At 59.1% G+C, this 24,213-nt stretch carries 22 protein-coding genes; 14 read left to right on the top strand and 8 right to left on the bottom strand.

Annotated features, from left to right (window positions below; translation table 11 throughout):
• Positions 1-145 precede the first annotated feature (145 nt).
• From Q1A34_RS17935 to Q1A34_RS17925, 3 genes are all read left to right on the top strand, one after another.
• Complete coding sequence (locus Q1A34_RS17935) at positions 146-2,923, top strand: EAL domain-containing protein (RefSeq protein WP_366942866.1); 2,778 nt, start codon at positions 146-148, stop codon at positions 2,921-2,923.
• Between the two features lie 183 nt (positions 2,924-3,106).
• Positions 3,107-3,595, top strand: a complete 489-nt coding sequence (locus Q1A34_RS17930) for a twin-arginine translocation pathway signal (protein ID WP_300037549.1) — start codon at positions 3,107-3,109, stop codon at positions 3,593-3,595.
• Between the two features lie 21 nt (positions 3,596-3,616).
• Positions 3,617-4,213 (top strand): ferric reductase-like transmembrane domain-containing protein, encoded by a 597-nt coding sequence (locus Q1A34_RS17925; protein WP_300037546.1) that lies wholly within the window; start codon positions 3,617-3,619, stop codon positions 4,211-4,213.
• 273 nt (positions 4,214-4,486) lie between these two features.
• On the opposite strand, the gene Q1A34_RS17920 is transcribed toward Q1A34_RS17925, so the two are convergent.
• The gene (locus tag Q1A34_RS17920) at positions 4,487-5,173 is read right to left on the bottom strand and encodes a GntR family transcriptional regulator (protein ID WP_300037544.1); all 687 of its coding nucleotides are present in this window, start codon (positions 5,171-5,173) and stop codon (positions 4,487-4,489) included.
• 43 nt (positions 5,174-5,216) lie between these two features.
• Positions 5,217-5,603 carry a YciI family protein gene (locus Q1A34_RS17915; protein ID WP_300037541.1) on the bottom strand — a complete coding sequence of 129 codons (387 nt, stop codon included), beginning with the start codon at positions 5,601-5,603 and terminating at the stop codon, positions 5,217-5,219.
• 84 nt (positions 5,604-5,687) lie between these two features.
• Between Q1A34_RS17915 and Q1A34_RS17910 the strand changes: the two genes are divergently transcribed.
• The 9 genes from Q1A34_RS17910 to Q1A34_RS17870 all read left to right on the top strand — a co-directional run bounded on the left by Q1A34_RS17910 (position 5,688) and on the right by Q1A34_RS17870 (position 15,572).
• Positions 5,688-6,557 carry a fumarylacetoacetate hydrolase family protein gene (locus tag Q1A34_RS17910; protein ID WP_300037538.1) on the top strand — a complete coding sequence of 290 codons (870 nt, stop codon included), beginning with the start codon at positions 5,688-5,690 and terminating at the stop codon, positions 6,555-6,557.
• Positions 6,554-7,219, top strand: a complete 666-nt coding sequence (locus Q1A34_RS17905) for a malonic semialdehyde reductase (RefSeq protein ID WP_300037533.1) — start codon at positions 6,554-6,556, stop codon at positions 7,217-7,219. The genes Q1A34_RS17910 and Q1A34_RS17905 overlap by 4 nt, the downstream gene beginning before the upstream one ends.
• 12 nt (positions 7,220-7,231) lie before the next feature.
• A complete protein-coding gene (locus Q1A34_RS17900; protein ID WP_300037530.1) occupies positions 7,232-7,690 on the top strand; it encodes an OsmC family protein in 459 nt (152 codons plus the stop codon).
• Positions 7,691-7,738: 48 nt separating this feature from the next.
• Positions 7,739-8,812: a C4-dicarboxylate TRAP transporter substrate-binding protein gene (locus Q1A34_RS17895; RefSeq protein ID WP_300037527.1), complete on the top strand. Its 1,074-nt coding sequence runs from the start codon at positions 7,739-7,741 to the stop codon at positions 8,810-8,812.
• Between the two features lie 30 nt (positions 8,813-8,842).
• Positions 8,843-9,391 (top strand): TRAP transporter small permease subunit, encoded by a 549-nt coding sequence (locus Q1A34_RS17890; RefSeq protein WP_300037525.1) that lies wholly within the window; start codon positions 8,843-8,845, stop codon positions 9,389-9,391.
• Positions 9,391-10,695 (top strand): TRAP transporter large permease subunit, encoded by a 1,305-nt coding sequence (locus Q1A34_RS17885; protein WP_300037522.1) that lies wholly within the window; start codon positions 9,391-9,393, stop codon positions 10,693-10,695. The genes Q1A34_RS17890 and Q1A34_RS17885 overlap by 1 nt, the downstream gene beginning before the upstream one ends.
• An 11-nt stretch (positions 10,696-10,706) precedes the next feature.
• On the top strand, positions 10,707-11,576 hold the full coding sequence (locus tag Q1A34_RS17880) for a dioxygenase (protein ID WP_300037519.1): 870 nt from the start codon (positions 10,707-10,709) through the stop codon (positions 11,574-11,576).
• A gap of 214 nt (positions 11,577-11,790) precedes the next feature.
• Complete coding sequence (locus tag Q1A34_RS17875; RefSeq protein WP_300037516.1) at positions 11,791-13,761, top strand: C1 family peptidase; 1,971 nt, start codon at positions 11,791-11,793, stop codon at positions 13,759-13,761.
• Positions 13,762-13,952: 191 nt separating this feature from the next.
• Positions 13,953-15,572 (top strand): zinc dependent phospholipase C family protein, encoded by a 1,620-nt coding sequence (locus Q1A34_RS17870; protein WP_300037512.1) that lies wholly within the window; start codon positions 13,953-13,955, stop codon positions 15,570-15,572.
• Between the two features lie 17 nt (positions 15,573-15,589).
• Here Q1A34_RS17870 and tcuB read toward each other — a convergent pair whose 3' ends face one another.
• Complete coding sequence (gene tcuB / locus Q1A34_RS17865) at positions 15,590-16,651, bottom strand: tricarballylate utilization 4Fe-4S protein TcuB (RefSeq protein ID WP_300037509.1); 1,062 nt, start codon at positions 16,649-16,651, stop codon at positions 15,590-15,592.
• The gene (tcuA, locus tag Q1A34_RS17860; RefSeq protein WP_300037506.1) at positions 16,641-18,041 is read right to left on the bottom strand and encodes an FAD-dependent tricarballylate dehydrogenase TcuA; all 1,401 of its coding nucleotides are present in this window, start codon (positions 18,039-18,041) and stop codon (positions 16,641-16,643) included. The genes tcuB and tcuA overlap by 11 nt, the downstream gene beginning before the upstream one ends.
• A 57-nt stretch (positions 18,042-18,098) precedes the next feature.
• Here tcuA and Q1A34_RS17855 point away from each other — a divergent pair, with 57 nt between their 5' ends.
• Positions 18,099-18,740 carry a GntR family transcriptional regulator gene (locus Q1A34_RS17855; RefSeq protein WP_300037503.1) on the top strand — a complete coding sequence of 214 codons (642 nt, stop codon included), beginning with the start codon at positions 18,099-18,101 and terminating at the stop codon, positions 18,738-18,740.
• Positions 18,737-19,765, top strand: a complete 1,029-nt coding sequence (locus tag Q1A34_RS17850) for an AbrB family transcriptional regulator (protein ID WP_300037500.1) — start codon at positions 18,737-18,739, stop codon at positions 19,763-19,765. Before Q1A34_RS17855 ends, Q1A34_RS17850 begins: the two co-directional genes overlap by 4 nt.
• On the opposite strand, the gene Q1A34_RS17845 is transcribed toward Q1A34_RS17850, so the two are convergent.
• From Q1A34_RS17845 to Q1A34_RS17830, 4 genes are read right to left on the bottom strand one after another with little or no spacing between them, the layout of a single operon-like run.
• Positions 19,743-20,711 carry a D-2-hydroxyacid dehydrogenase family protein gene (locus Q1A34_RS17845; RefSeq protein ID WP_300037497.1) on the bottom strand — a complete coding sequence of 323 codons (969 nt, stop codon included), beginning with the start codon at positions 20,709-20,711 and terminating at the stop codon, positions 19,743-19,745. The genes Q1A34_RS17850 and Q1A34_RS17845 overlap by 23 nt on opposite strands.
• Complete coding sequence (locus Q1A34_RS17840) at positions 20,708-20,941, bottom strand: hypothetical protein (protein WP_300037494.1); 234 nt, start codon at positions 20,939-20,941, stop codon at positions 20,708-20,710. Before Q1A34_RS17840 ends, Q1A34_RS17845 begins: the two co-directional genes overlap by 4 nt.
• A gap of 52 nt (positions 20,942-20,993) precedes the next feature.
• Positions 20,994-22,082, bottom strand: a complete 1,089-nt coding sequence (locus Q1A34_RS17835) for a 4-oxalomesaconate tautomerase (RefSeq protein ID WP_300037491.1) — start codon at positions 22,080-22,082, stop codon at positions 20,994-20,996.
• A gap of 48 nt (positions 22,083-22,130) precedes the next feature.
• The gene (locus tag Q1A34_RS17830; protein ID WP_300037488.1) at positions 22,131-24,152 is read right to left on the bottom strand and encodes a tripartite tricarboxylate transporter permease; all 2,022 of its coding nucleotides are present in this window, start codon (positions 24,150-24,152) and stop codon (positions 22,131-22,133) included.
• Between the last annotated feature and the right edge of the window lie 61 nt (positions 24,153-24,213).

The raw sequence follows: 24,213 nt of genomic DNA, 5'->3' as shown, positions 1-24,213 counted from the left end.
GCAACAACGGCAACAACGGCAACAACGGCAACAACGGCAACAACGGCAACAACGGCAACAACGGCAACAACGGCAACAACGGCAACGCTTCCGGCGAGGAAAATCAAGGAAATAATGGCCAGGAAAACTGTAACGGAAACGGCAACTGCGGTGGAAACGGACAGGGAGGCGGCAACTGACACGTCATGCCGCTGTTCTGCGCTGCCTTGTCGTAGCTGTCCTGATTGTCTCAGCAGTATTTGCTGCTGATCGCTCCGGATATCTTTCTGTATTCAACGAAAATCTGGAAGACCTGCGATCATCCTACGCCGCACGGGCCGTTTCGCAGGATTTCGTTTTTGTGGCCGTTGATGCGACATCGGTGCGGACGGTAGGCGAATGGCCCTGGTCGCGCGGTGTTCACGCTGACATCCTCAACAATCTGACCGATGATGGCGCGCTGGACGTTTTTTTTGACTTCGACTTTGCCTACCCGGGGGACCGCGCCGGCGATGCCGCTTTTGCGGATGCTCTTGACCAGGCCGGAAATGCCTATCTTGCGGTCTTTCAGCAGACAGAACGCGCGGGAAACACCCAGCAGGTCACGAATATGCCCATGCCGCTGTTTTTCGAACGCAGCTGGCCGGCACTGGTCAATGTATTCAGCGACCAGAGAGGCACAGTCCGGTTTTACCCCTATGGTGAAATGGTCGAAGGCACTTTCATCCCCTCCGCCGCCGCCGTTCTGACCGGCACATACACAGAACGCGCCGACAGTTTTCCCATCAATTTTGCGTTCCAGCCGGATACAATTCCGGTGTTGTCGGCCGTCGATGTTGCCTCGGGTCAGTATGACCGGGACCTTGTCACCGGCAGGTCTGTTATTGTCGGCGCTTCGGCGATTGAACTGGGCGATCTTTTTGCTGTTCCGGTACACGGGATTATTCCCGGGCCCCTGGTGCACCTTCTGGCCGCCGAAACCCTGGCCGCGGACGTGATTCCGGCGACGCTTGGCTTTGTCTGGCTGATGCCTGGTTTGCTTGTTTTGCTTTTGTTTTTTCAGACGCCGGTCTTTCAAAAGCCAGTGATATTGCTGACTGCAGCCGGTTTGACGCTTGTTGCAAGCGAGGCCGCCGCCTTTACCGCCTTCAGCCGGCACGCCATTATCGTTCCGACGGCCGCGCTCTATCCGGGACTTCTGACATTTTGCTGCTGGTCCCTGCTCTGGCGGTTGAAACTGAACAGATGGGTGATCCGGCGGCAACGGCAGGAAGTTGCAAACACCAACGCGCTGCTGCGCCAGGTGTTCGACGACAGCTTTGATGCAATTGCGGTTCTGGATGCGTCCGGCGCCGTTCAGGTGCACAGCAGTTCCGCTGCCGGGCTGTTCGGATTTGACGACACCGGAAAATTGCAACTGCCGGAGCGCCTGAAAAAAGATGCGCTGGCAGCCATGCAGAACGGCGGGGACGGAACTGTGCAAAAGTACGAGCGTTTCCGCGGGGCTTCATCAATGCACCTGGAGTACACTGTGACGCCCTCTCAGACGGTTTCACTGGACCAGGGAAAGGAGCAGAAAACCCAGATCGCCACGTTGTCGATACGGGATGTCACAGAGATCAAGGAACAGCAGCGCGAGATTGCGTATCTGTCCAGCTACGATGCCCTGACCGGCGCATTGCGGCGCGCCGTCTATCTGGATTTCATGGAAATCCGCACAATGGCCAACGAGCCGTTTTCAGTGTTTGTTTTCAACCTCAGCCGGTTCAAAACGGTCAACGTGGTTCTGGGCCGGGATGTCGGCGATGCCCTTCTGCAGGAGATGACCGAGAGGCTGCAGTCAGACGCCCTGAATATCTCGGCGGTTGCCCGTCTGGGCGGGGATACCTTTTCGTGTTTTACCGAATTTGCGACTGACGACGCGGAGGCGCGTGCGTTTGCCGCCCGTCTGTGCCGCATCATAACAGAGCCCTATGTTCTGAAAAATTCAAAGGCCCGCGTCGGTGTCCGAATGGGGTTCACAAGGCTGACCTCTGACGCCGGCTACAGTGCCGCTGACGCGCTTTCCTATGCCGAAGAAGCACTGGATGCCGCCCGGCTGGAAGGTGACAGCGAACCAAGGGCCTACCATCCGGATCTTTCCAAAAAGCAGTTCCGGTCACGCGAGATCGAACGCGCCCTGGGCAAAGCCCTCGACCGGGAGGAATTTGAGGTATGGTACCAGCCCCAGCACCGGCTCAGTGATCTCGGTCTGATCGGATCCGAAGCACTCCTGCGCTGGCGGTCCGGCAGCATGGGGCCGGTCTATCCGGATGAATTTATTGAAATCGCAGAATCGACCGGGTTTATCAACGAGTTGGGCGCATGGGTGATGGAAAGGGCCGTACAGGATACGGTCTCTCTGCCCGGCGCGCTGAACGTTGCTGTAAATGTCTCTGGCATTCAGATGACCGGCGACAGCATCGTGCAGGATATCAGTAGACTCCTGACATCCACCGGGTTGCCCGCTTCGCGGCTGTGCCTTGAACTGACCGAAACTGTTTTGCTGGGCGTCGACAGCGAGCTTGTTGAGAAAATGCGCGACATCCAGTTCCGGGGGGTCAGTTGGGCGCTTGATGATTTTGGCACGGGATATTCATCACTGGCCTATCTGTCGAAACTGCCCATAGACAAACTCAAGGTGGACAAGTCCTTTGTTATGGATCTGGGATCTGATCCATCAGCCGAGCCGATACTGAAGGTTATCAGTGAATTGAGCCATGGCCTCGGCATGACGGTATTGTGTGAAGGGGTGGAAACGGAAGAGCATCTGGAATTCCTCAGACAACACCGCTACGCCGAAGCTCAGGGGTATCTGTTCGGCAGACCTATGCCGCTGTCACAGTTCAGCGCTTATGCAGAAAATGAATACCTCAAACCAGCTGCAGGCAGGCAATCCGGGTAACGCAGACCGGCGTATGCTGTGCGGTCCGCAATTCGCAACAGCGCATGCACGATCACAAAAATGTAAAGCTATTCCCCCGGCACAATTGTTTGGCGCGCGCCAATACAGGACTACCTTCTCACCAGACACAGTGCTTTGCTGAAATCCGGATGCAGGGCAGCTCATTTGATGGGAGATACCGAGATGAAAGCTGACCATTATCACCGCCGCCGCGTTCTGACAGCGGGGAGCGCCACTCTGCTTGCAGGCGCTGCGGGGCTGCTCACCCCGGCCCGTGCCGCAGGAGTTGCGCCAACACCCTCGATGCGCGGAGGGGCGAACAATTATCTTCCCGGAGCCCCCATCGTGGAACGCATTGGCGGTGGCGGTTTTTGGATGACGGGAACGGTAAGGCGTGCCGGAGACGGAGCGCCACTGCCCGGCCAGCGTATACAGGTCTGGGCGCATACGACCGAAGGTCATGAGCGGGACCCCCACAGTCACGGCGCGACACTCACCGACGCGAACGGTGTGTTCCGCCTTGAAATGCCCCAGATCGTGCCGGCATTCGGACAACCACACGGACATCTGGCCTATGACAGCGACGAATTCGAGACCGTTTTCCTGCGTCCTGTAATGTCCCGGGCCGCGGATACTTCGCTCGAAGCACATTTCGTCCTGCAACCGGTCTGATATTCGAACGGGCGTGGTCTTTTGTCTCTGAAGCGCGCAATTTTTATCTGGTCAGCCACAGTTCTGGCCATCGCTGTACCGGTCTTCGCAGCAGCAGCCAGCCCGCTCCTGGCCTGGCGCGATCCGGCCTACATCGTGGCTGGCTTTGCGGGGATCATTGCCCTCGGGCTTCTGCTTCTTCAGCCCCTTCTGGCGGGCGGGGTCCTGCCTGGCCTTGCGGGGCCAAAGGGCAGGCGCGTGCATCGCTGGACGGGTGCCGGTGCCATTGGGGCGATCATCGTCCATGTCGCGGGGCTGTGGGCCACAAGCCCACCGGATGTCGCGGATGCGCTGTTGTTCCGATCACCGACGCCTTTTGCAGCATGGGGCGTCATCGCCATGTGGGCGGCTTTTGCGGCAGGGTTGCTGGCACTTTTGCGCCGCAGACTGCGCGTACCACCAACGGTCTGGCGCAGATGGCATTTGTCACTGACGCTGCTGGTTGTAACAGGAACCGTTGTTCATGCCGTTCTTATCGAAGGTACGATGGAACCCATCTCCAAACTGATGCTCTGCGGGCTCACGCTGGCAGCTGCTATCTGGGTATTGATCAGCAAAGGGAAACGCGTTTCCCGGTAATCCAGGCAGCCGGTGGTCCCCCCTCGTCCTTCACAGATTTCAGGTTTACCGCAACAATGTCTTCTGCTTCTTGCCCGACGTGCTGCGCAGCAACGTCCTCGTGGTGGCGTACTCGCGAGAGAGTTTTACTGTCTTGAAACGTGGGGCGATTGCGAGAGACAAACGCATCGCAACCAGACGATCACGACCCGGAACACAAAAGCCCGGTGGGTTATCAACCTGTATTACATTGCGGCGGCCAACGGACACATCACCTGATCTTTGCCTTTTGGCTCACTGGCGTACAGATCCTGACCGATCATCCATCTGCCGGCTGAGATACTGGCCCGTACGACGATAGTGATCAACAAGAGCCGCTTCGGCTGCCACGGCATCGCGGTCGAGGCAGGCATCCAGAATAGCCTGGTGTTCGGCCTGGATACTGCGTTCTCCGTAACCTGCCCCCCCGGCTGCGCGGTATCGGTATCTGATATTCAGGTCATAAAGCTGCGAGCAATAGCGTTCCAGCATCGGCAGTCCGGCATTGCACAGCAGCGCCATATGGAATGCTTTGTGCGCAACCTCAAAGGCAACCGGGTTGGTTTTGCCCGCCCGGGACATATGATGGTGTCGCAGGACAAGGTTCTCCTCCCAGGTCGTATCAGCATTGGCGACGGAGGCCCGCAGCGCCATGCCTTCCAGCGTGCAGCGCAGCATCAGAATTTCCTTGAAATTGGCCTTGCTGACAGGTGCAGCGCGAAAACCGCGCTGATCAATGCGTTCGACCAGCATATCAGAGGTCAGCAGGCTCAGTGCTTCGCGCACGGGGCTGGCACCGGTGTTGAGCAGGCTGCGCAGTTCTTCGATCTTGAGCTTTTGACCGGGGGGCAATTCTCCGGTCAGGATCAGGTCGCGCAGCCGCAGATAGCATTCGCGTGTTGCTGACGTTTCTTTTCCATCCGTGGCTTTCATCACATTCATTCGTGTGGATCCTCCGGGGTTTCTGCCATCTGTTTTCCGCTGTTCAGGAGAGCACCGTACCACCGGTCGACAACCCGACCTGCAGTGTCAGCGATCCTTCGTTAATCATCCAGCGCCGCAGCACGTAACGCCGCGCACCACTTTGATGCATCGGATCGCCCTCGGCCAGCGCGCGCGCCGCGTCAAGGCTTTCGGCGCGGTAGATGATCAGCCCCATCCCCTGCATATGCGCGCCTGTCTCGTCTGACATCGGCCCCGCAAAGGCGAGCTTGCCCTCGCGCTCAAGGCGGGCCTGATAGGCGAGGTGATCCGGCAGTGCGGCTTTGACCTCAGCGGGCTCTCCGGCCGGTGTACTGTGAGCAACATAGAGCTCCAGCGCCAGAGCCCCCCGCCCTTTGGCCTCAGCTTTGTAATCTGCCCAGGCGACCATGCGTTCTCTCCCAAAATATCGATATTAATTGACTTGATCTGGAATAGTAGGCAGAAAGCATGTAAACATTCAAGGACGGCATGTATGAAATATCTGGTGGGAGAAACGTCACAGGGGACAGCTGTTTTTGCCGTCCGCGGTGACGAGGCGGTGAATCTGACGGCTCTGAACGCAGAGGTCGGCACTGATCTGATGGGCCTGATCCATGCGCCCGGTCTGATCGGTTCAATGAAGGATGCCATCGCTGCTGCACCAACAGTGCCGGTCGCGTCCATCACGCCCGCGCTGCCTGTGGCCGCCCCAGGAACGATCATCTGCATGGGTCTGAACTATACGGATCACATCAAAGAGGGCGGCTACGACATTCCCGAGTACCCGACGCTCTTTATGCGCGGCAGAAACTCGATTATGGCAGCCGGACAACCGATGGTACGCCCCAGTTGTTCAGAAACGCTCGATTACGAAGCGGAACTGATGCTGATCATCGGCAAACGCGGCAGGCACATCTCCGAGGCCGACGCGCTGGATCACGTTTTCGGATACACCGTTTTCAATGACGGATCGGTGCGCGAATACCAACGCAAGAGTGTGCAGTGGACACCCGGCAAAAACTTTGACGACACCGGTGCTGTCGGCCCCTTTACGGTGACGCCTGATGACCTGCCCGCCGGGGCATCGGGTCTGAAAATTGAGAGCCGTGTGGGCTCGGAAATCCTGCAAAGCTCCAATACGTCCAATATGATCTGGAATGTGGCACAGGTGCTGGCGACCATCTCGGAGTACACCACGCTGGAGCCCGGCGACCTTGTTGCGATGGGCACACCACCCGGTGTGGGCCACGCAAAAGAGCCAGGGCCGCGCTGGCTGATCCCCGGAGAAACCGTCGAAATCGAGATCGAGGGGATCGGCATCTGTGCAAGCCCGGTTGTTGATGAAAAGGTCGCGGCAGAATGAACGCTGCAACCGGCAAAGAGCTGGACGAACTGCGGGCGCAGGCGCAGCAGGCGCACCGCGATCTGCACCAGCGGATTGCCAGACTGTCTGACGATGCGATTGACCTGATCCTGCGGGAAGCCAGATCGCATTACGCCTGGAAGGATACCCCCGTTCCAGAGGCGCTGCTGGAGGAGATCTACGAGATCACGATCAGTGGCGCGACCAGCATGAACAGTCTGCCCGCGCGTTTCGTCTTCGTAAAAAGCGCCGAAGGAAAAGAGCGGCTGGCCAGATCGCTCAAACCCCAGAACGTCCCTAAAATGAAGGACGCGCCGGTCACCGCGATCATCGCGCACGATCTGGATTTCTGGAAAGAGCTGCCCTTCACCTTTCCCCATGACGACCGCAGGCATCTGTTTGAGGGCAAAGACAGCTATATTCAGGACACGGCGTTCCGCAATGGTACGCTGCAGGGCGCGTATTTTATGATTGCCGCCCGGGCCGTCGGGCTGGACGTCGGGGCCATGTCCGGCTTTTCGAATGCTGTCGTGGACGAGGAGTTCTTTGCCGGCACGACCCTGAAATCAAACTTTCTGTGCAACATCGGCTATGCCGACGAAACCGCCCTGTTCCAGAAACTGCCGCGTTTTTCGTTCGCGCAGGCCTGCAGTTACGCCTGAGGAGAGAGTGTCATGGCCATCCGGATGAAATCCGTCGTCACCTATAAAACGACAGCCATCTGCACGTCACATGCCCGCACAGACATTCCTGTACGGGATCTGGAAGTTGTCATCGACGAACCGCTGGAGCGCGGCGGCACCAATATGGGCCCAACCCCGACCGAGGCTGCGATGACAGCCCTGATCGCCTGCACCAATGTCATCGGCCACAAGAACGCGCACCGCCTTGGCGTCGATCTGGGATCCGTCACCATCAGCGCAGACTGCAAATTCGACCGTCGCGGCGTCCTCATGGAGGAAGAGATCGACGTGCCGTTCCCGGCCATTACGCTCACCGTAAACTGCGACACACCCGCCAGTCAGCAAGAGCTGGACCGCGTCGGCGCGGAAACATCAAAATACTGCGCCATCGCAAAGCTGTTTGAGGCAGCAGGCACGGATCTGACCGTCAACTGGGTGAAGAGCGGCTGAATACATTCAATAAAGGCCAAAAGGCCTGACTTTCTGGGAGGAAAAAACATGAAAAACCGGACCAAAGGCAACCTGCTGGGTGCCCTGCTTGCCACTGCATTAACTCTGCCCGCAGCGGCCCAGGAAACGATCTCTGCTGTGGTGATTGATGGCTACCCGGACCGTGCACTGTGGGTAAAGGAATTCACAAATTTCTTTATTCCTGAAGTGGACAGGCGTCTGGCCGAAAGCGGCAACTACAAAATGAGCTGGCAGGAAAACTATGGCGGATCGATCGTCAAACCCAAAGGCGTGCTGGAAGGTGTGCAGCTGGGTCTGGGGGATATCGGGATCGTCACGACCATTTTCCACTCGTCCAAACTGCCCAGCCAGGGGATTTCCGGCTCCACGCCGTTTGTTGCCTCCGATGCCCGCGCCATAGCCAAAGCGGTAGACGAGATTGCGCGTGAATTCCCTGCGATGAACAATGAATTTGCTGCTCAGAACCAGGTATATCTGGCCACGGGCGTTGTGCTGGATACCTATCAGCTTTTCTGCACCGATGAGGTCTCATCCGTTGCGGACCTGGAGGGCAAGAAAATCGCCGGTGCGGGCCTGAACCTGCGCTATCTGGAGGGCATCAAGGATGCGGCAGGGGTCCGCGGTGGTCTGACCGACTTTTACAATATGCTTCAGACCGGTCTGGTGGATTGCGGCATGCTCTGGCCTGAAGCGGCCAAGACTTTCAAAATCGCTGAAGTCGCTCCCTATATGCTGAAGGCAGATCTTGGCGCGGTAAACTCCAAGACAATTACCGTAAACGCGGACTACTGGGCGGGGCTGCCCGACGAGGTCAGGGACGTGCTCAGGGCTGTGGCCATCGATTACCGCGACCACGTGGCCGGCATTGCTATGGACCGTGCCGAAGCATCGCGCGCGGCCTATGTGGAACAGGGTGGCACAGTGGTCGAGGTTTCAGCCGAAGACCGCGCGGCCTGGGCCAACGCCATGCCCAATGTGGCACAGGAATGGGCAGCGAACCTGAATGAACGGGGCGAACAGGGCAGCGAAATGTTGTCTGCCTATCTCGGCAAACTGGAAGCTGCAGGTTTTACCGGGGTCCGTGACTGGACGGCGCAGTAAGATCCTGGTGACCCGGGAAAGGGCAAAGCAATGCTGAAGACCATCGTCTCTGTCCTGTCCCGGGTTGCCAATACGCTGGCCATTGCCGCCAATGCCCTGGGCACTCTGGTTGTTCTCGCCCTTGTGGCCATTCTGAATGTCGACGTGATCGCACGCGGGTTGTTTTCGGCACCGCTCAAAGGCACCTATGAAATCGTGCAGTTTTCGGTGGTGCTGATCGTCTTTTTGCAACTTGCCGACGTGGTGCGTGTGGACAGGTTGACCCGGTCGGACGGTTTTCTCAATCTGTTGCATAGCCGGAGGCCGGGCCTGACGGCTTCATTGCGACGGATCATCAACGCTCTGTCTGCTGTTTTCATGGGCCTGATTGCCTACATCACCTTCCCTGAATTTCTGCATATGTGGCAAACACAGGACTACTTTGGCGTGCCCGGACTGTTCACACTGCCCTGGTGGCCGGTGAAGCTGGTCATTACGGTGGGGACAACGCTGGCCTGTGCGATCTTTGTGCTCAAAGTGATCACCGCCCAGGACCGTCCCCGGCTGATCCGAACGCCAGAACACGACGGGCCGCGCTGATGACGCCGATTGAAATTGGCCTGATCTCGGTCATCGCGATTGTTTTTCTGATCTATTCGGGCGTCTACATTCCCGTCGCGCTGGGGATGGTTTCCTTTGTGTCGATCTGGCTGATGCGCGACAACTTCACCCTGGCGCTGAACCTGCTCAAGGTCGCTGTAGGCGACAGCGCCATGGAGTACAGCTTTGCCACGATACCGCTCTTTACCTTTATGGGGCTGATTGTCTCAAAGGCTGGTCTGGGGCGGGACATTTACGAGGTCATGACCATGCGGTTTCGCAAGGTCAAAGGCGGCATCGGCATGGCGACCGTTGGCGCAAACGCCGTTTTTGCGGCCGTGACAGGCTCCTCGATCGCCTCGGCATCGGTGTTCACCAAAGTGTCCGTACCCCAGATGATGGCACAGGACTATAACCCCCGCTTTGCCGTGGGCGTGGTCGCCGGATCATCGGTTCTGGGGATGATCATCCCACCCTCTGCCATGCTGATCATCTATTCCTTTGTGGCCGAACAATCCGTGGGTGACATGTTCCTTGCGGGTGTGATCCCCGGTATTCTGCTCGCCATTGCCTATGTCGGTGCCATCTGGTTCATGGGACGTTTCACGCCTGCCTTCGTGGGGGGCCGCGTTGTCGGGGACACCGAATGGATGACAGGTCGCGAAATCGCGTCCAAGACCCTGCCCACCGTCTTTCTGATCACGGTGGTTCTGGGCGGCATCTATACCGGCTGGCTCACCGCGGTGGAGGCCGGGGCGGCGGGCGGACTTGTTGCCCTTGTGATTGCGCTTTTTCGCAAATCGATGTCGCCCAGGGCGTTTTGGGAGGCCCTGCTGGAAACCGGCCATATCACGGCGGCCATTCTGTTCCTGATCACTGCCGCATCCATCTACAGCCGCATGCTGGGGCTGGCCGGCCTGCCAAACCAGCTGCAGGATCTGCTGGCAGGCAATGCGGCGTCGTTCTGGTCAATCATGTTGCTGTATGTCCTGCTGATGCTGTTTCTGGGCACGCTTCTGGACACGGCCTCGATCATCCTGATCGTCGTGCCGCTTTTTCTGCCACTGGCCGAGGCGCTGGATATGTCGCTGATCTGGTTTGGCATCATCACTGTTGTTGGCGCAGAGATCGGGCTGCTGACGCCCCCGCTGGGCATTTCGTGTTTCGTGATCAAATCCACGATCAACGACGACCGCATTTCCCTCAAGGACGTTTTCATGGGCGCCCTGCCCTTTGCAATTGTCATGCTCATCGTCCTGTTCATTCTGATTGAATTCCCGATCCTCAGCCTCGCTCTGATCTAAGGAGACGCCCCATGCGCAGCGTAACAAAAGACAACATCACCGATGTTTTCATGAGCTACCTCTCGGCGGACACAGACCCCCGGACGCGCGAGATCATGGGTTCGCTGGTCAGACACATGCACGACTTTGCGCGCGAAACGAACCTGACCCATGACGAATGGCGCGCGGGCATTGCATTTCTCGAAGGCTGTGCCGCGATTGAAAGCGAGGACCGGCACGAATTTGTCCTGGCATCGGACGTGCTGGGGATGTCGTCTCTGGTCGACATGCTGCATTCACGCGATGACGCCACCAGCTCTTCGGTTCTGGGACCGTTCCATGTGTCGGGGGCTCCGGCCCTGCCCTTTGGCGGCGACATGAAACGTCATTTCGGCGGGCCCGTTCTGCTTGCCGAAGGAACAATCCGGGACACAGACGGCGCGCCGATCCCGGGTGCGGAAATCGATATCTGGCAAACAGCACCCAACGGGCTTTATGCCAGTCAGGACGCCGAGCAGGATACGTTTTCGTTCCATGGTCTGATGACGGTCGGCGCGGATGGCCGCTATGCCTTTACCACTGTAAAACCGGTCGAATACACCGTGCCGTCAGACGGCCCCGTGGGCGACATCCTGCGGTCCTGCGGGCGGCATCCATGGCGCCCGTCGCATCTGCACTACATCGTCAAGGCGCCGGGCTTCAGGTCACTGGTCACCGAGATTTTCCCCGATGATGATCCCTATCTGGACGAGGATACGGTCTTTGGTGTGCGGAACGATCTGGTGATGAAATATACCGAACGCGCCCCTTCGGAGTTTCCCGAAGGCATGGCCCTGTCCGGCAGCATCACAGAGCCCTTTCTGCACGTAGAGTTCGACGTGACGCTCGCCCGCGACACCTGATCCCTTTGGCGCGGGCGGCACCGTTTCGTATACATTCCCGGTCACCAGAGCTGCATGGCCTTAATGCAGCACCCGGGCTGGTATGCCCCAGGATGCAATTGTTTTGCTGTGGCACAACACCGGATTTTGCGTGCCGGATGATACTGCGTTAGTCTTTTTCTGAATCAGTTTTTTTGATCCACCCCTTTGTTAATTTTATTTGGAAAGTTCCTTTATGGCCAGGACCACCTCCCGCAAAACCACGCGTAAAAAGACCACAGGGAAGACTGCATCTGAACCCCCCAGAACACTCGATGCAGCGCCGAAACTGGGAGACCGGATTCTGAATGTACAACGGGACGTAACCGACCTGCGCGACCGTCTTTACCAGCCTGCACTGCTTGATCTGTCGCTCACGCTGGAGCCTCCGCAGCCCACCGAAAGCCCCATACGGGATCAGGGTGGCGAAGGTTCGTGCACAGGTTTTGCACTGTCCAGCGCCATTACGCTGATGAATATCCAGCGGCACCGGCGTCTGGACCCGGCAGCAGCTGTGCCGACAACAAGTCCGCGCATGCTGTATGAAATGGCCAAGATACACGACGAATGGCCCGGCGAGGAGTACGAGGGTTCAAGCATTCGCGCCGCGCTCAAGGGGTTTTACCATCACGGTGCCTGCAGTGACGATGTGGCCCCCTACAAAGACGGCGAAAAGAACTGGCACCTGCGTGTCAGCCACGCGAGGGATGCGCGCAAGCTTGGCCTTGGCGCCTATTACCGTCTGCGCCCTGAGATCATCGATTACCACGCGGCGCTGAACGAGGTCGGTGTGATCTATGTCTCTGCAAAAATTCACCGTGGCTGGCAAAAGCCCTCTTATGACGGTGTCAAAGGCGACATCAAACCCTCGCACCTGACCGAGGGTGGCCATGCGTTTATTATTGTGGGCTATGATGCTGCGGGCTTTCTTATTCAGAACTCGTGGGGCGAGGACTGGGGCGGCTTTGACGGACGTCCCGGAATAGCCCGATGGCGGTACGAGGACTGGTCAGCAACGGTCATGGATGCCTGGGTGCTGCGCCTGTCAGTGCCGACGCCCGATGCATTTGATCTGACGGTTGCAGCACCCGCACCCGAAACCGAAAGCCTGTTTGGCAAACACAGCGTCCGGGCCCCAAAGTCAGAAGATATCGTCGGGCATATCATTCATCTGGACGATGGAAAGCTTGTCGGGACAGGGAAATACCCCACGCCGCTGACGACCATCCGGGAAACTGCCGATTTTCTGGCCGATGAAACCCAGACGGCGGACCGTGATTACCGGCATCTGATATTTTACGCGCATGGCGGTCTGAACGGGTCTGCGACATCCGCCAACCGTGTGCGCAAGATGAAGGAAGTCTTCAAGCGCAACGGCATCTACCCTGTGCACATCATGTGGGAGACCGGCTTTTTTGAATCGCTGACGGATGTGATTTTTAATTCCAAACGCCGGGCCGAGGCGCGGGTGGGCAGTGTATCCGACATCTGGGATCGCGCGCTGGAGAGTATTGCGCGGGGTCCGGGTACCGCAATCTGGCGGGACATGAAATGGGATGCGTCCCAGAGCTTCAAACCGGGCGGCGGTGGGCGCAAAGCGATCAGCACTTTGCTGCAGGGCAACGCCAAACGATCGAAGCCGCTGAAGGTTCATCTTGTCGGGCACAGCGCAGGCTCGATCCTGCTGGCCCGTATGCTCGATGCGATGGACAGCATGAACCCTTTGTCAGTGCCGGTCAGTTCCTGCTCGCTCATGGCGCCCGCCTGTACGCACGACCTCTTCCTCAGGAGCATTCTGCCCCGGGTGGGCAAAAACGATGGCGCCGGCAGTGTCTCCATGCTGGAGCAGTATAATCTGATCGATCAGCGCGAACGTGACGACGTCGTCGGACCCTACCGTAAATCGCTGCTCTATTTCGTCTCGAATGCCTTTGAGGATCAGCACAGGATGCCCCTGCTTGGCATGGAGACATTCCAGGACAGGCTGCCGGAGCAAAAAGGCTACTCGGTGCACTATGCAGGACGCGCGGCCTCGGTCACCAACAGCGAGACGCATGGCGGTTTTGACAATGACCGCAAGACGATGAACAGCATCCTGGAAAGTATTCTGGGCGACAAGCCTTCGCCTGCCAAAGGGTTTCAGCCGGAGGACGTCACAGGATACTGACGTTGTTCTGGCAGGCCAGGGCATTTCTGTGCGTCCGGCTCGCCGGGGCACTGAATGGTCATGGCATGCCCCGCGCTGGCGGGGGGCGACTCTGGGATGTTCGCCCGTTGCGGGAAAAATCTGTATCCAAAGCGGAATAGGCTGGTATCGTCCGGGAACAGAACAGACGACCTCTCTGAAAGGAGCCCCCTTTGGCCAGCATTTCCGGTCTCACCCGTTCCGCACTGCAGAGCAGACTACTGCCCCGGCTGATCTCTCTGATTGTTGCTGTGGCCATTGCCACCCCTGCCGTTGCGTGGAAGCCGACAACCCATGTGTTCATCGCTGAGCTTGCAGCGCGGGATGCGCTGGACGACGGGCATGTTGAAATCGCCGACCTGGAGACCGGAGAGGTGCGGAAATATCCCGTATCCGCACAGACACTGGAGGCGCTGGACAAAGGACGCGCTTACTACCGCGCCGGTGTTCTGGGCCCTGACGCCTACCCCGACATGGCCACGGGGCAGCAGTATATTCACCCCGAACAGCGCCTGTCGCTGGTCCGGGACGGCTCTTCGCGGTGGATCAGTTATATCTGGGACCAGTTCAGCAAAAACACCAACGAGCGGGCTTTCCGCCTGGGTTTCATCACACATGTCGCGGGTGACGTTTATGGGCACAGTTTCGTAAACCACTTCTCAGGCGCGCCCTTTACCTTTGATCCCGCGGACAATGCGATCCGCCACGTGGTCCTCGAAGGGTACATCGACAAACGCTTTCCGTCCGACCAGTTTGACACATCGGTCTTCCGGACGTCCATCCGCGGGCTGGAAGGTAAAATCTATAAAACAATGGTCGACGCCCGGCCAGGAACCCGGCTCGACAAAGAGTTGCTGCCAGCCTCCAGCCCGGCCGCCAGGCTCTCTGTGCCGCGCATTTTTTCGACGATGCGGCGGCAGCTGGATAAGGATATCAAGGCCTACTACAGCAAGAAAAAGCGTATCGAGAAAGCGATCAAAGACTGTGACTGGCTGGACTTTTCATGCTCCAAAACCTTTCTGGCCGGACAGCTTACAGCGCATGTGACGGCAAACGCCCTGCAAACGACCTACAAGGAATACTGGGTCCGTGACATTGACAGCGGGCTCAAAGCCTGGCCCGGCGTCAGCCACCAGGTTGCGCTGGCGCTGTTTTTCAATCCGGAGCGCAAAGCAGACACTGACAAGGCGGACGAAATCCTGACCGAGTATGTCGAGCTGCACCTGCTTTCTATGGCAGGCGCCCCTGATTTCATCGGTCTGAGCGCGCGCGCGATCGGCAGGATCATCGATGCAATCACCCCGGAGTTTCTGCTGGCCCCGATCAGAAAACTCAAAGAGAACCTTCTCGACACAATACTTGTCAGCGCCACAGGCATGACGAAAAACGAGCTCAAAGGCTATCTGACCCAACCGGACCGGTATTTTGACACCGCAATGCAATCCGGGAAAACGGGCGAAAAGGTCACGCTGGCCCGCTTCAACCGTGAATACCTGAAGATACAGGACACCGGCTACAATGACCCCGCAGAACGTTTCGCGGTCGACGAAGTACCTGCGATCTACAACACCCTTGTCCTGAACAAGCTGCTTTTGCTGGAGCCCGGCGTGGTCAATCAGGTGATTGCTGATCTGGGGGGGTCTGGCCGGGTGCGCAATGAAAACATCATGCTGGGATGGGTGGGAACGCTCGACGGCTCCCGGCAGTGGCGCAAGGGTATGGTCGCCGGAGACGACTGCGACACCTACAAACGGCTCTTTTACCTGTTGCCCCGCGACAGCTGCGCGCGCTGACATCTGACCGGGGCGTCTCAGTCTTTTTGCTGCGCGTCCCGGATCAGGGCGGCAAGCCGGTAAAATCCGTGCGCCATTTTTGTGTAGGGCATCAACAGGAAAAAACTCAGCACAGACCCCAGATGAAGCGCCAGCAAAACTGTCAGTGCAGGCGTGGCACCAAATGCATAAAGCGCCAGACCGCTGGCGGCCACAAAACCCAGAAGCGCGATAAATGCGGTGTCTGCACCATATGTCGTTTTGTCCGACAGATCGCCCGACGCCAGATGCCTCAGCCGCATCATCCAGACACATCCCGCTGTCAGCAGGACGCCACCCGACACACCAAAGAGCTTGGGCAGCGACAGCGGGCCGTAAGGCGCGGGCATGCTGAAACCATAGTGCATGACGGTCCCCGCACTGGTCGACGCAAAGCACAGCAGAAATCCGTACATCACGGCATGATGCGCCCATCGGCGCGCATGGGTGAACTGTTCTTCCTGCTCAAAGTTGCAGCCGTCGCCGTGCCCGCCTTTGAGGTTTCGCATCCGGCCCGCGTGACCCAGGGCCTCCTGCAGATGTGCAAGGGAAATCCGCGTACCGCCGACGTCATGCCAGTACCTGCGCAACCCAAAGGCCACTGCCATCAGTGGCAGCACAAATGCCGGGGCAAAGACGGCGACCATCGCGTTGTGCGACAGCACCGCATAAAACCCCGCACCGCCCCCGGCAGGCACCGACTTTGCCAGCAGAAAGATCAGCGCGAACCCCAGCACCGTCAGAACAACAGTGGCTGCAGCATGGCGGAAAAAGAGCGATGCGACCGGTGCGGGCCAGGCATATGCTGTCCAGCTTTCCGTGCGGACCTCTGCCAGCGCGCGCGGCAGGTTAAGGGCAAACTCGTGCGGTTCCGTGTACTGGCAGGCATAATAACACCCCCGGCAGTTATGACACAGACTGGCAATCTGCGTGATGTCTGCATCGGCAAAAGCACGCAGTCGCGTGATGGCCGGAAAGGCAGAACAGTAGCCTTCGCAGTAGCGGCATGCATTGCAGATCTGCAACTGCCGACGCGCTTCTTCCATAACCTCAGCTGACATAAGCCGCGGCCTCCCTGCCTGCAATTTGTCCAAAAACCGTGCCGATCGTCATGCCAAAACCCGCCAGATATCCCTGCCCCAGAATAGAGCCCGCCATGATTTCACCAGCGGCCCACAGGTTATCCATCCGCCCTGCTGGCCCTGTGACCCTGGCCGTCTCGTCCACTTTCAGGCCCAGGTACGTAAAGGTGACGCCGGGGCGCAGAGAGTAGCCGTAAAATGGTGGCTCACTGATCGGCCGCGCCCAGTTGCTTTTGGGCGGGACAAGGTCCCGCGTGGACAGACCATCCAGCTCAGTAGGGTGAAAATCGCCTTTCCGGCAGGCCGCGTTAAAGGCCGTGATCGTCTCCTCCAGGCGGTCCGCGGGCAGGCCCATCTGACTGGCCAGGTCTTCTATCGTGTCGGCCTGCACCGGGGGAAACACAGACGGCATAAAGAGCGCGCGCGAGGTCGCATCAATAATGGCATACCCTACCTGATCGGGCTGGGCGGCCACCAGCCGCCCCCAGATCGCATAGCGCTTTGGCCAGACGTCTTCACCTTCGTCATAAAACCGCTCTCCGTGTTTGTTCACCACAACCGAAAACGGAACGCAGTCCAGACGGGTCACAATACCGCCGTCGAATTTTGGCGCGCGTCCGTCGATTGCAACCGCGTGACACTGGGTCGGATCGCCAACGCTTTGGATGCCCTGATCCAGCAGATCGCGCAGCACCACGCCACGGTTATAGGGTGTCCCCCGGATCAGGAAGTTGCGGGCAGCAGGCCCCCAGGCGCGCGCCAGCCAGTCCGTATCTGCCTGAAACCCACCGGACGCCACAACAACTGCACCCGGTGTGAACACCTGTTCCTGGCCCTGCAGGGTCGCGCATACTTCTGTGATGCGGCCGCCGGTAACAGACAGATGGGTGACCTCGGCCTCGTACCCCACGTCGATGCCCGCGGCCTCTGCCCTGCCGTAGTAGGCGTTCACCAGCGCTTTGCCCCCGCCCAGAAAAAACGCGTTTGTGCGCGACAATGACAGCGTACCCGAAAGCGAGGGCTGAAAACGGACACCATGGGCCTGCATCCAGGCATAGGCTTCTTGCGACGCATGGATCGCAAGACGGGCCAGGTCGGCATCCGTATTGCCTGCCGTCACTTTCAGCAGGTCGTCGAAGTACTCCTCTGCGTCATAGGTGCCAGTCAGGACACCCATCGGACCCGCATGCATGCACCGGAAATTCCGTGTGTGCCGGGAGTTTCCGCCGCGGTACGGGCGGGGGGCCGCCTCCAGTACCGTCACCGATGCGCCGGTGGCACGCGCCGTCAGCGCAGCCGTCATGGCCGCATTGCCACCACCGACCACCAGCACATCCGGCTGAAGCAGAGATTTTTCAGTTTTTGACATGTCCGTTCCAAATCGATAGTCTTTCTTGTATCCAATCGGATACAAAAGGCAAGGTTTATGTCAGAAACCACCAGATCCAGCGGCCAGGCGGCATATGACGCCCTGCTTGCGGCACTGCGCAACGGTACTTTCCAGCCCGGGGCGCGGCTGCGTGAAGAAGAAGTGGGCGAGCAACTGGGACTGTCACGTACGCCTGTGCGCGAAGCTCTGCGCAGACTGGAAAGTGACGGGATCGTGGAACACAGGCCCCGGATCGGCGCTGTGATCCGGTCGCTGGGTCATACCGAAATTGTGGAGCTCTATGAAATGCGCCTGGTTCTGGAGCGGACAGCTGCCGAAATGGCCGCAAAACATGGAGCCGATGCAGAATTTGATGCGCTTGATGCACTGAATGACAGGATCGAGGCAGAACGGAGCAATCCCGCCCTGGGTGCCGCCATAAACCAGGATTTTCACCGGGGTCTTTACCTTGCAGGGCGCAACCGGTTCCTGATGGAGGCCGCAAGGGCGCTCAACAATTCTCTGCTTTTGCTCGGGCCAACCACCTATACCGATCCCGAACGGATAGACGTTGTGGTCCGCCAGCACCGTGCCATCATTGATGCCCTGCGCGCCGGAGATGCCGAGGCCGCCGGTGCAGCAGCAGAGGCGCATCTGAAAACATCCCTGCAGCACCGACTGAAAAGCTCTCTGGCGTGATCAGGGTCGGACGTACCTTTCTTATCGCAGCTGCCGGTGTTGCGCTGTTCAAAGTGACGCAGATACCGCTGCCCTGGTTGCTGGGGCCGATCTTTGCATGCCTCGCCGCAGCGCTTGCAGGCGTGCCGCTGGGCGGCGTCAAAATCATGAACGACGGCATGCGCACCGTTCTGGGCGTTGCCGTAGGTGCGACGCTGACGCCGCCGGTTCTGGCCAGTTTTCCGGCCATGTGGCCAACACTTCTCATGGTGCCCGCGATGGTCGCGATGATCGGCCTGATCGGGGTGCCCTATTTTCAGCGGTTCTGCGGCTACAGTTTTCCGACGGCATATTATGCGACAATGCCTGGTGGGCTGCAGGACATGCTTGTGTTCGGCGAGGAGGCCGGCGCGAATGTGCGCACGCTCAGTCTCGTGCACGCGACCCGGGTGCTGGTGATTGTCGTGGCGCTGCCGTTTCTGCTGCGGGGCATCTGGGAGGCAGACCTGTCCAATCCGCCCGGCGCGCCCGCCTCAACGGTTCCGGTGCAGGAGCTTTTGCTGATGGTGTTCTGCGCAATCGCAGGGTGGCGGGGGGCAAAATGGGCCGGCATGTTCGGTGCCTCGATCCTGGGTCCGCTGATCCTGACGGCTGCCGTCACCCTGGCGGGCGGGTTGCACAACCGGCCCCCGGCCGAGGCCATCTGGGCCGCTCAGTTCTTTATCGGAATGGGCATCGGCACCAAATACGCCGGTATCACGATGAACGAGGTGCGCCGCGACATCGTCGCCGGAATCGGCTTCTGCGTTATTCTGATCCTGCTGACCCTCATGTTTGTCGAGGTGATCTATGCCTTTGGTCTGGCGCCGGGGATGGAGGCGATTTTATCCTTTGCACCCGGCGGTCAGGCCGAACTGACAGTGCTTGCCCTGATCGTGGGCGCCGATGTCGCCTTTGTCGTGGCGCACCATGTCCTGCGTATTTTCGTCGTTATTCTGGGTGCACCTCTGGCCGCACGGATGTTCAGTCCAGAACCTCCGGATTGATCATGTGGATCGGCGCACCCTGCGCAAAGGCATTGATCTGCGTGAAGATATCCGTGAACTGCATGTCAAACTCGTCCTCGGTCACATAGCCGATATGGGGTGTTGGCAGGACATTGGCATGGGTCAGCAGCGGGTGTGTGCTGTCTCGCATCGGCTCCGTCTCGAAAACGTCCACAGCTGCAAAAATCCGCCCCAGGGCAATCTCCTCTTCCAGCGCGCCCGGCGCCACCAGACCCGCACGTGATGTATTCACCAGCAACGCCCCCGGCTGCATCGCGGCGAGGTCCGCCGCCGAAATGATCCCCCGCGTTGCAGGTTTCAGGCGCACGTGCAGGCTGACCACATCCGAGGTTGCGAAAAACGTGTCACGGTCTGCCGGGACCGTTTCACCAGCCGCCAGCGCCCGGGCACGCCCATCGTCCGAGCCCCACCACTGCACCTGCATCCCGATCGCCCGCGCATAACCGGCAACTGCCTGGCCGATACGCCCGTACCCATAAAGGCCCAGCGTTCGCCCCCGCAGGGTGCGCCCGACACCCGCCTGCCATGTGCCTGCCCGGACAGAGGCGACCTGCTGCGGGAGCTGGCGAAAACTGGCCAGGATCAGTGCCAGCGTCATTTCGGCAGCGGCAAAAGACGGTGTGTCCGAGTGCATGTTCGAGCACAGCAAAACCCCGTTCCGGGTACAGGCATCCACATCCACATGCGGATAGACCGACCGCTGCGAAATCAGTCTCAGGTTCGGCAACTGATCCAGAAGTGGCGCGCCGATGGTGGTTCTTTCCCGAAAGAGGACAAGCGCCTGCGCCTCCTGAACCCGGGCCGCCAGCCTGTCCGGGTCTGGTTCGTGGTCTGTCCAGACGGTGACATCATGATCTTTGAGCAGGTCAAAACAGGGCAGGTTCCGCAGCGTGTCGAACCAGTCATCCAGAATGTGAACTTTCACCGGCTTTCCGGTCCGATACCGGGTTCCAGGGCGCGCGGTGTTGCGACAAACTGCGGGCTGTCCAGAACACGCAGGGCTTCGGCAACTGATCCGCGCTGCCCGATCAGATAGTTATACTGCGCATCACAGCCCGAAACCGGTGTCGGATAGCTGCGCAACTCGTTTGTGATGGCTGTCCGCGCAGACAACAATGCCTGCCTGGCCTGCTCAAGGGTGACTTCTACACTCATAAAGGTCTCCTTTCGCCATAATTGTATACAACAGTATACCGAATTTCCACTTCTATTTTCCGACCCCTGCTGAGGGTACAAAAACCTCGCCCGACGCCAGTTTTCGGGCCGTGCGGGTCAACCCGGCAGAGATCACCTCAAAGCTGTCCCCGTCGATCCGGTAGTCCATCACAACATCCAGCAGCCCCATCGGGTGTTCGAGGCGCAGATTAACCGGCCCCCGGTCAGGAAAATCTGCAATGCCCGCGCCGACAGTGCCAGGACACAAAAGACATGCGGACAGACACTGGGAACCTGTAACAGCGAGACTGGGGTGACAGTTGGCCGGCATAAAGTAGCGCGTCAGAGCGGTTCCCCCCGCGATGGGCGGTGCGAGCAGTCCGAACTTGGGTGTGACCGATGCCGAGACATCCCCCATGCCCATCATGCGGCCCGCCTGCTGCCGGATTGCCTCCATCCGCGCATAGAATTCCCGGTTTTCGTCGAGCTCCGCTGCAGTCTCTGAGCCGGTCAGCCCAAAGTCTGCCGCACGGGCGATCACCATCGGCATCGCAACGTCCATACAGCTGACGTCGATCCCATCGATGACATCTGTGCGGTTCCCGGTCGGAAAGAGCGCGCCGGTTGCTCCACCCGTTACATCCATAAACATCAGGGCGACCGGGGAGGCTGTGCCTGGCACACCGTCAATAGCAGTCTCGCCATCATAGACCACGCCGCCGGGAGAGGTTCTGACCTTAGAGATGACACGCGCGCCCGTGTTGACGGCCCGGATGCGCACTTCGGTCTCCTCACTGGTTGCCGCAACCAGGCCCATCTCAAGCGCTGCCGGGCCGACTCCCACCAGAATATTCCCGCAGGTCGGCTTAAAGTCCACCTGGCGGTTTTCGACACCGACCTGGGCAAAGAAATAATCCACATCCGCCCAATCGTCCGGGGAGGCAGAGAGCATCGCGACCTTGGTCGTGACAGCCGCACCGCCACCGATGCCGTCGATGTTGAGCGGATGCCCGGAGCCCAGCATCGCCACCAGCACCTCTGCCAGGGCATCGCGGTCCTGGGGCAGATCGGCACGGTTCATGTAGGGGCCGCGCGACGTCCCCCCGCGCATGAACAAAAACGGGATAGCAGCCTGTGTCATGGGCATTCCTTTTCGATCATCCTGGCCTGCAATCTGCCCGCCACCGGACTACCCAAGCGGCCAGGGCAGCGTTGTGACTTCCTGCAGCAGACCTGCCGGGAAATCACGGTTCAGCAGCCCCGCCATAGAGCAGATAAAGGCGATGCCAGCTGCCGTATAGCCCGCCGCAAACACCGTACTGCGACCTGCCCTGAAGCGGATAAAGGCAAAGAGGAAGATCGCCAGTGCAAGCACAAAGCCCATGAGTGCCGTCATGATCAGAAGTGCTGCAAACCAGGCGAGCGTGGACCACAGGCCAAACCGGCTGTCCTCTTCTTGCTCTCTGTCGGCAAACAGCGCGTGGGTTTCGGGCCGGATCATCATCTGCACCAGCAGGATGACACATCCGACAATGGCAACACCGGACACAAAGCGCGGGAAAACCCTGTCTGCCGCGGCGTAGTCCGGGATCATCGCCGCATTGGTGAAGGCCACCAGCAGATAGCCCAGCACAACCAGCAGAAAGATCAGCGGCGCACGTTTCGATCCGCTCTCGACCGCACCCTCTGCCATGATGGTTTTCGCCTGGCGCAAACCAACGACGACAGAAATGACGGTGATGATGATCAGGACAATAACAATGGGCGAAAAGATGTAGTCGATCCCGTCCTCGAAACTCTTGCGGAACCGCGACTGTGCGATCTGAACGGCCTGGTTGGCATAGGTCTCTGCCGGGTTGGACAGAACAAACCCGATAAGAAACGCCGGACGCGACCAGTCAAACCGGCGCATCATGATGCCCAGCAGACCGATTGCGAAAAGAGCGACCAGATCCATGATATCCTGCCCGGACTGGAAGGCCGCAAAGGCGATGATCATAAAGAGAAAAGGTGCCAGCAGCGAGAAAGGGATCGTGGTAAGACGCGCGATACCGCCCGAGGCCGCAATACAGATCAGCGTGCCGACGACATTGGCAAGCGCCAGCAGCCAGACGATGGCATAGGTGATATCGAGGTTGTTTTTGAGCATCGAGGGCCCGACTTCGATGTTGCCCGACCCGAGCAGGGCAATCGCCCCGATAAAGATCGCCATGGAGCCTGAGCCCGGGATGCCGAACAGAAGCGTGGGCACAAGACCACCACCCTCTTTGGCGTTGTTCGAGCTTTCCGGCCCGATCACGCCGCGCACTTCACCCTGGCCGAATTTCGATTTGTCTTTCGTGGTCTGCACCGCGTGGCCATAGGCGATCCAGTCGACGACCGACCCGCCCAGACCGGGAATGACGCCAACGATGACACCGATAATGGAACAGCGCACCGACAGCCAGATATTGGCAAACCAGTCACGCACACCGGCAGACCAGCCGCCGCCCAGCGGTTTGCGGTCAGAAATGGCTCTGTCCTTGCGCAGCAGTGCCACGATTTCGGGAATGGCAAAGATGCCAAGGCCGACGATGACGAGCTTGAGGCCATCGACAAGGTAGGGCATGTCATAGGTCGCCATGCGCAGCTCGCCCGCGCTGTCGCCCTCGCCGATGGTTCCGATCATCATGCCAAGGCCCGCAGCGGCAATGCCTTTGATCGCGACACGGCCTGCAAGAATACCAACCATCGACAGACCGAAAATGGTGATCATCAACAGCTCGGGCGTGCGGAATTCCAGCACAATGGGCCGCGCAATCAGGATGAAAACCGTCAGGAACATGGCCCCGACCAGCCCGCCGAAAAGCGAAGAAGCAAAGGCAGCAGACAATGCCCGGGCAGCCTCGCCTTTTTTGGCCATGGGGAAGCCGTCCAGAACGGTTGCCTGGCTGGCCGATGACCCGGGTATCCCCATGAGAACAGAAGCAAATGTGTCCGAGGTGGGCACAACGGCCACCATACCGATCATCAGGGCCAGACCCAGCACCGGGTCCATACCGAACATGAAGGGCAGCAACAATGACAGCCCCGCAATGCCGCCAAGCCCGGGGAAAACCCCGATACACAGGCCCATGACCACCCCGAGGACCAGATATCCCAGAACGATCGGTTGCAGTATCAGGCCCGCAGCGTCGGACAGCGCAGGCAGGGCGACCGAGATCACTTCCATCACATCAGCTTTCTGTCAGAAAAGAAAACCCCGGCGTCGTTCTGACGCCGGGGATCATTGG

The organism is uncultured Roseobacter sp. (genome assembly GCF_947491795.1).
Classification (GTDB): domain Bacteria; phylum Pseudomonadota; class Alphaproteobacteria; order Rhodobacterales; family Rhodobacteraceae; genus Roseobacter.
Note: the sequence above shows the minus strand (reverse complement) of the source record. Positions and strands in the feature narration are given on the sequence as shown.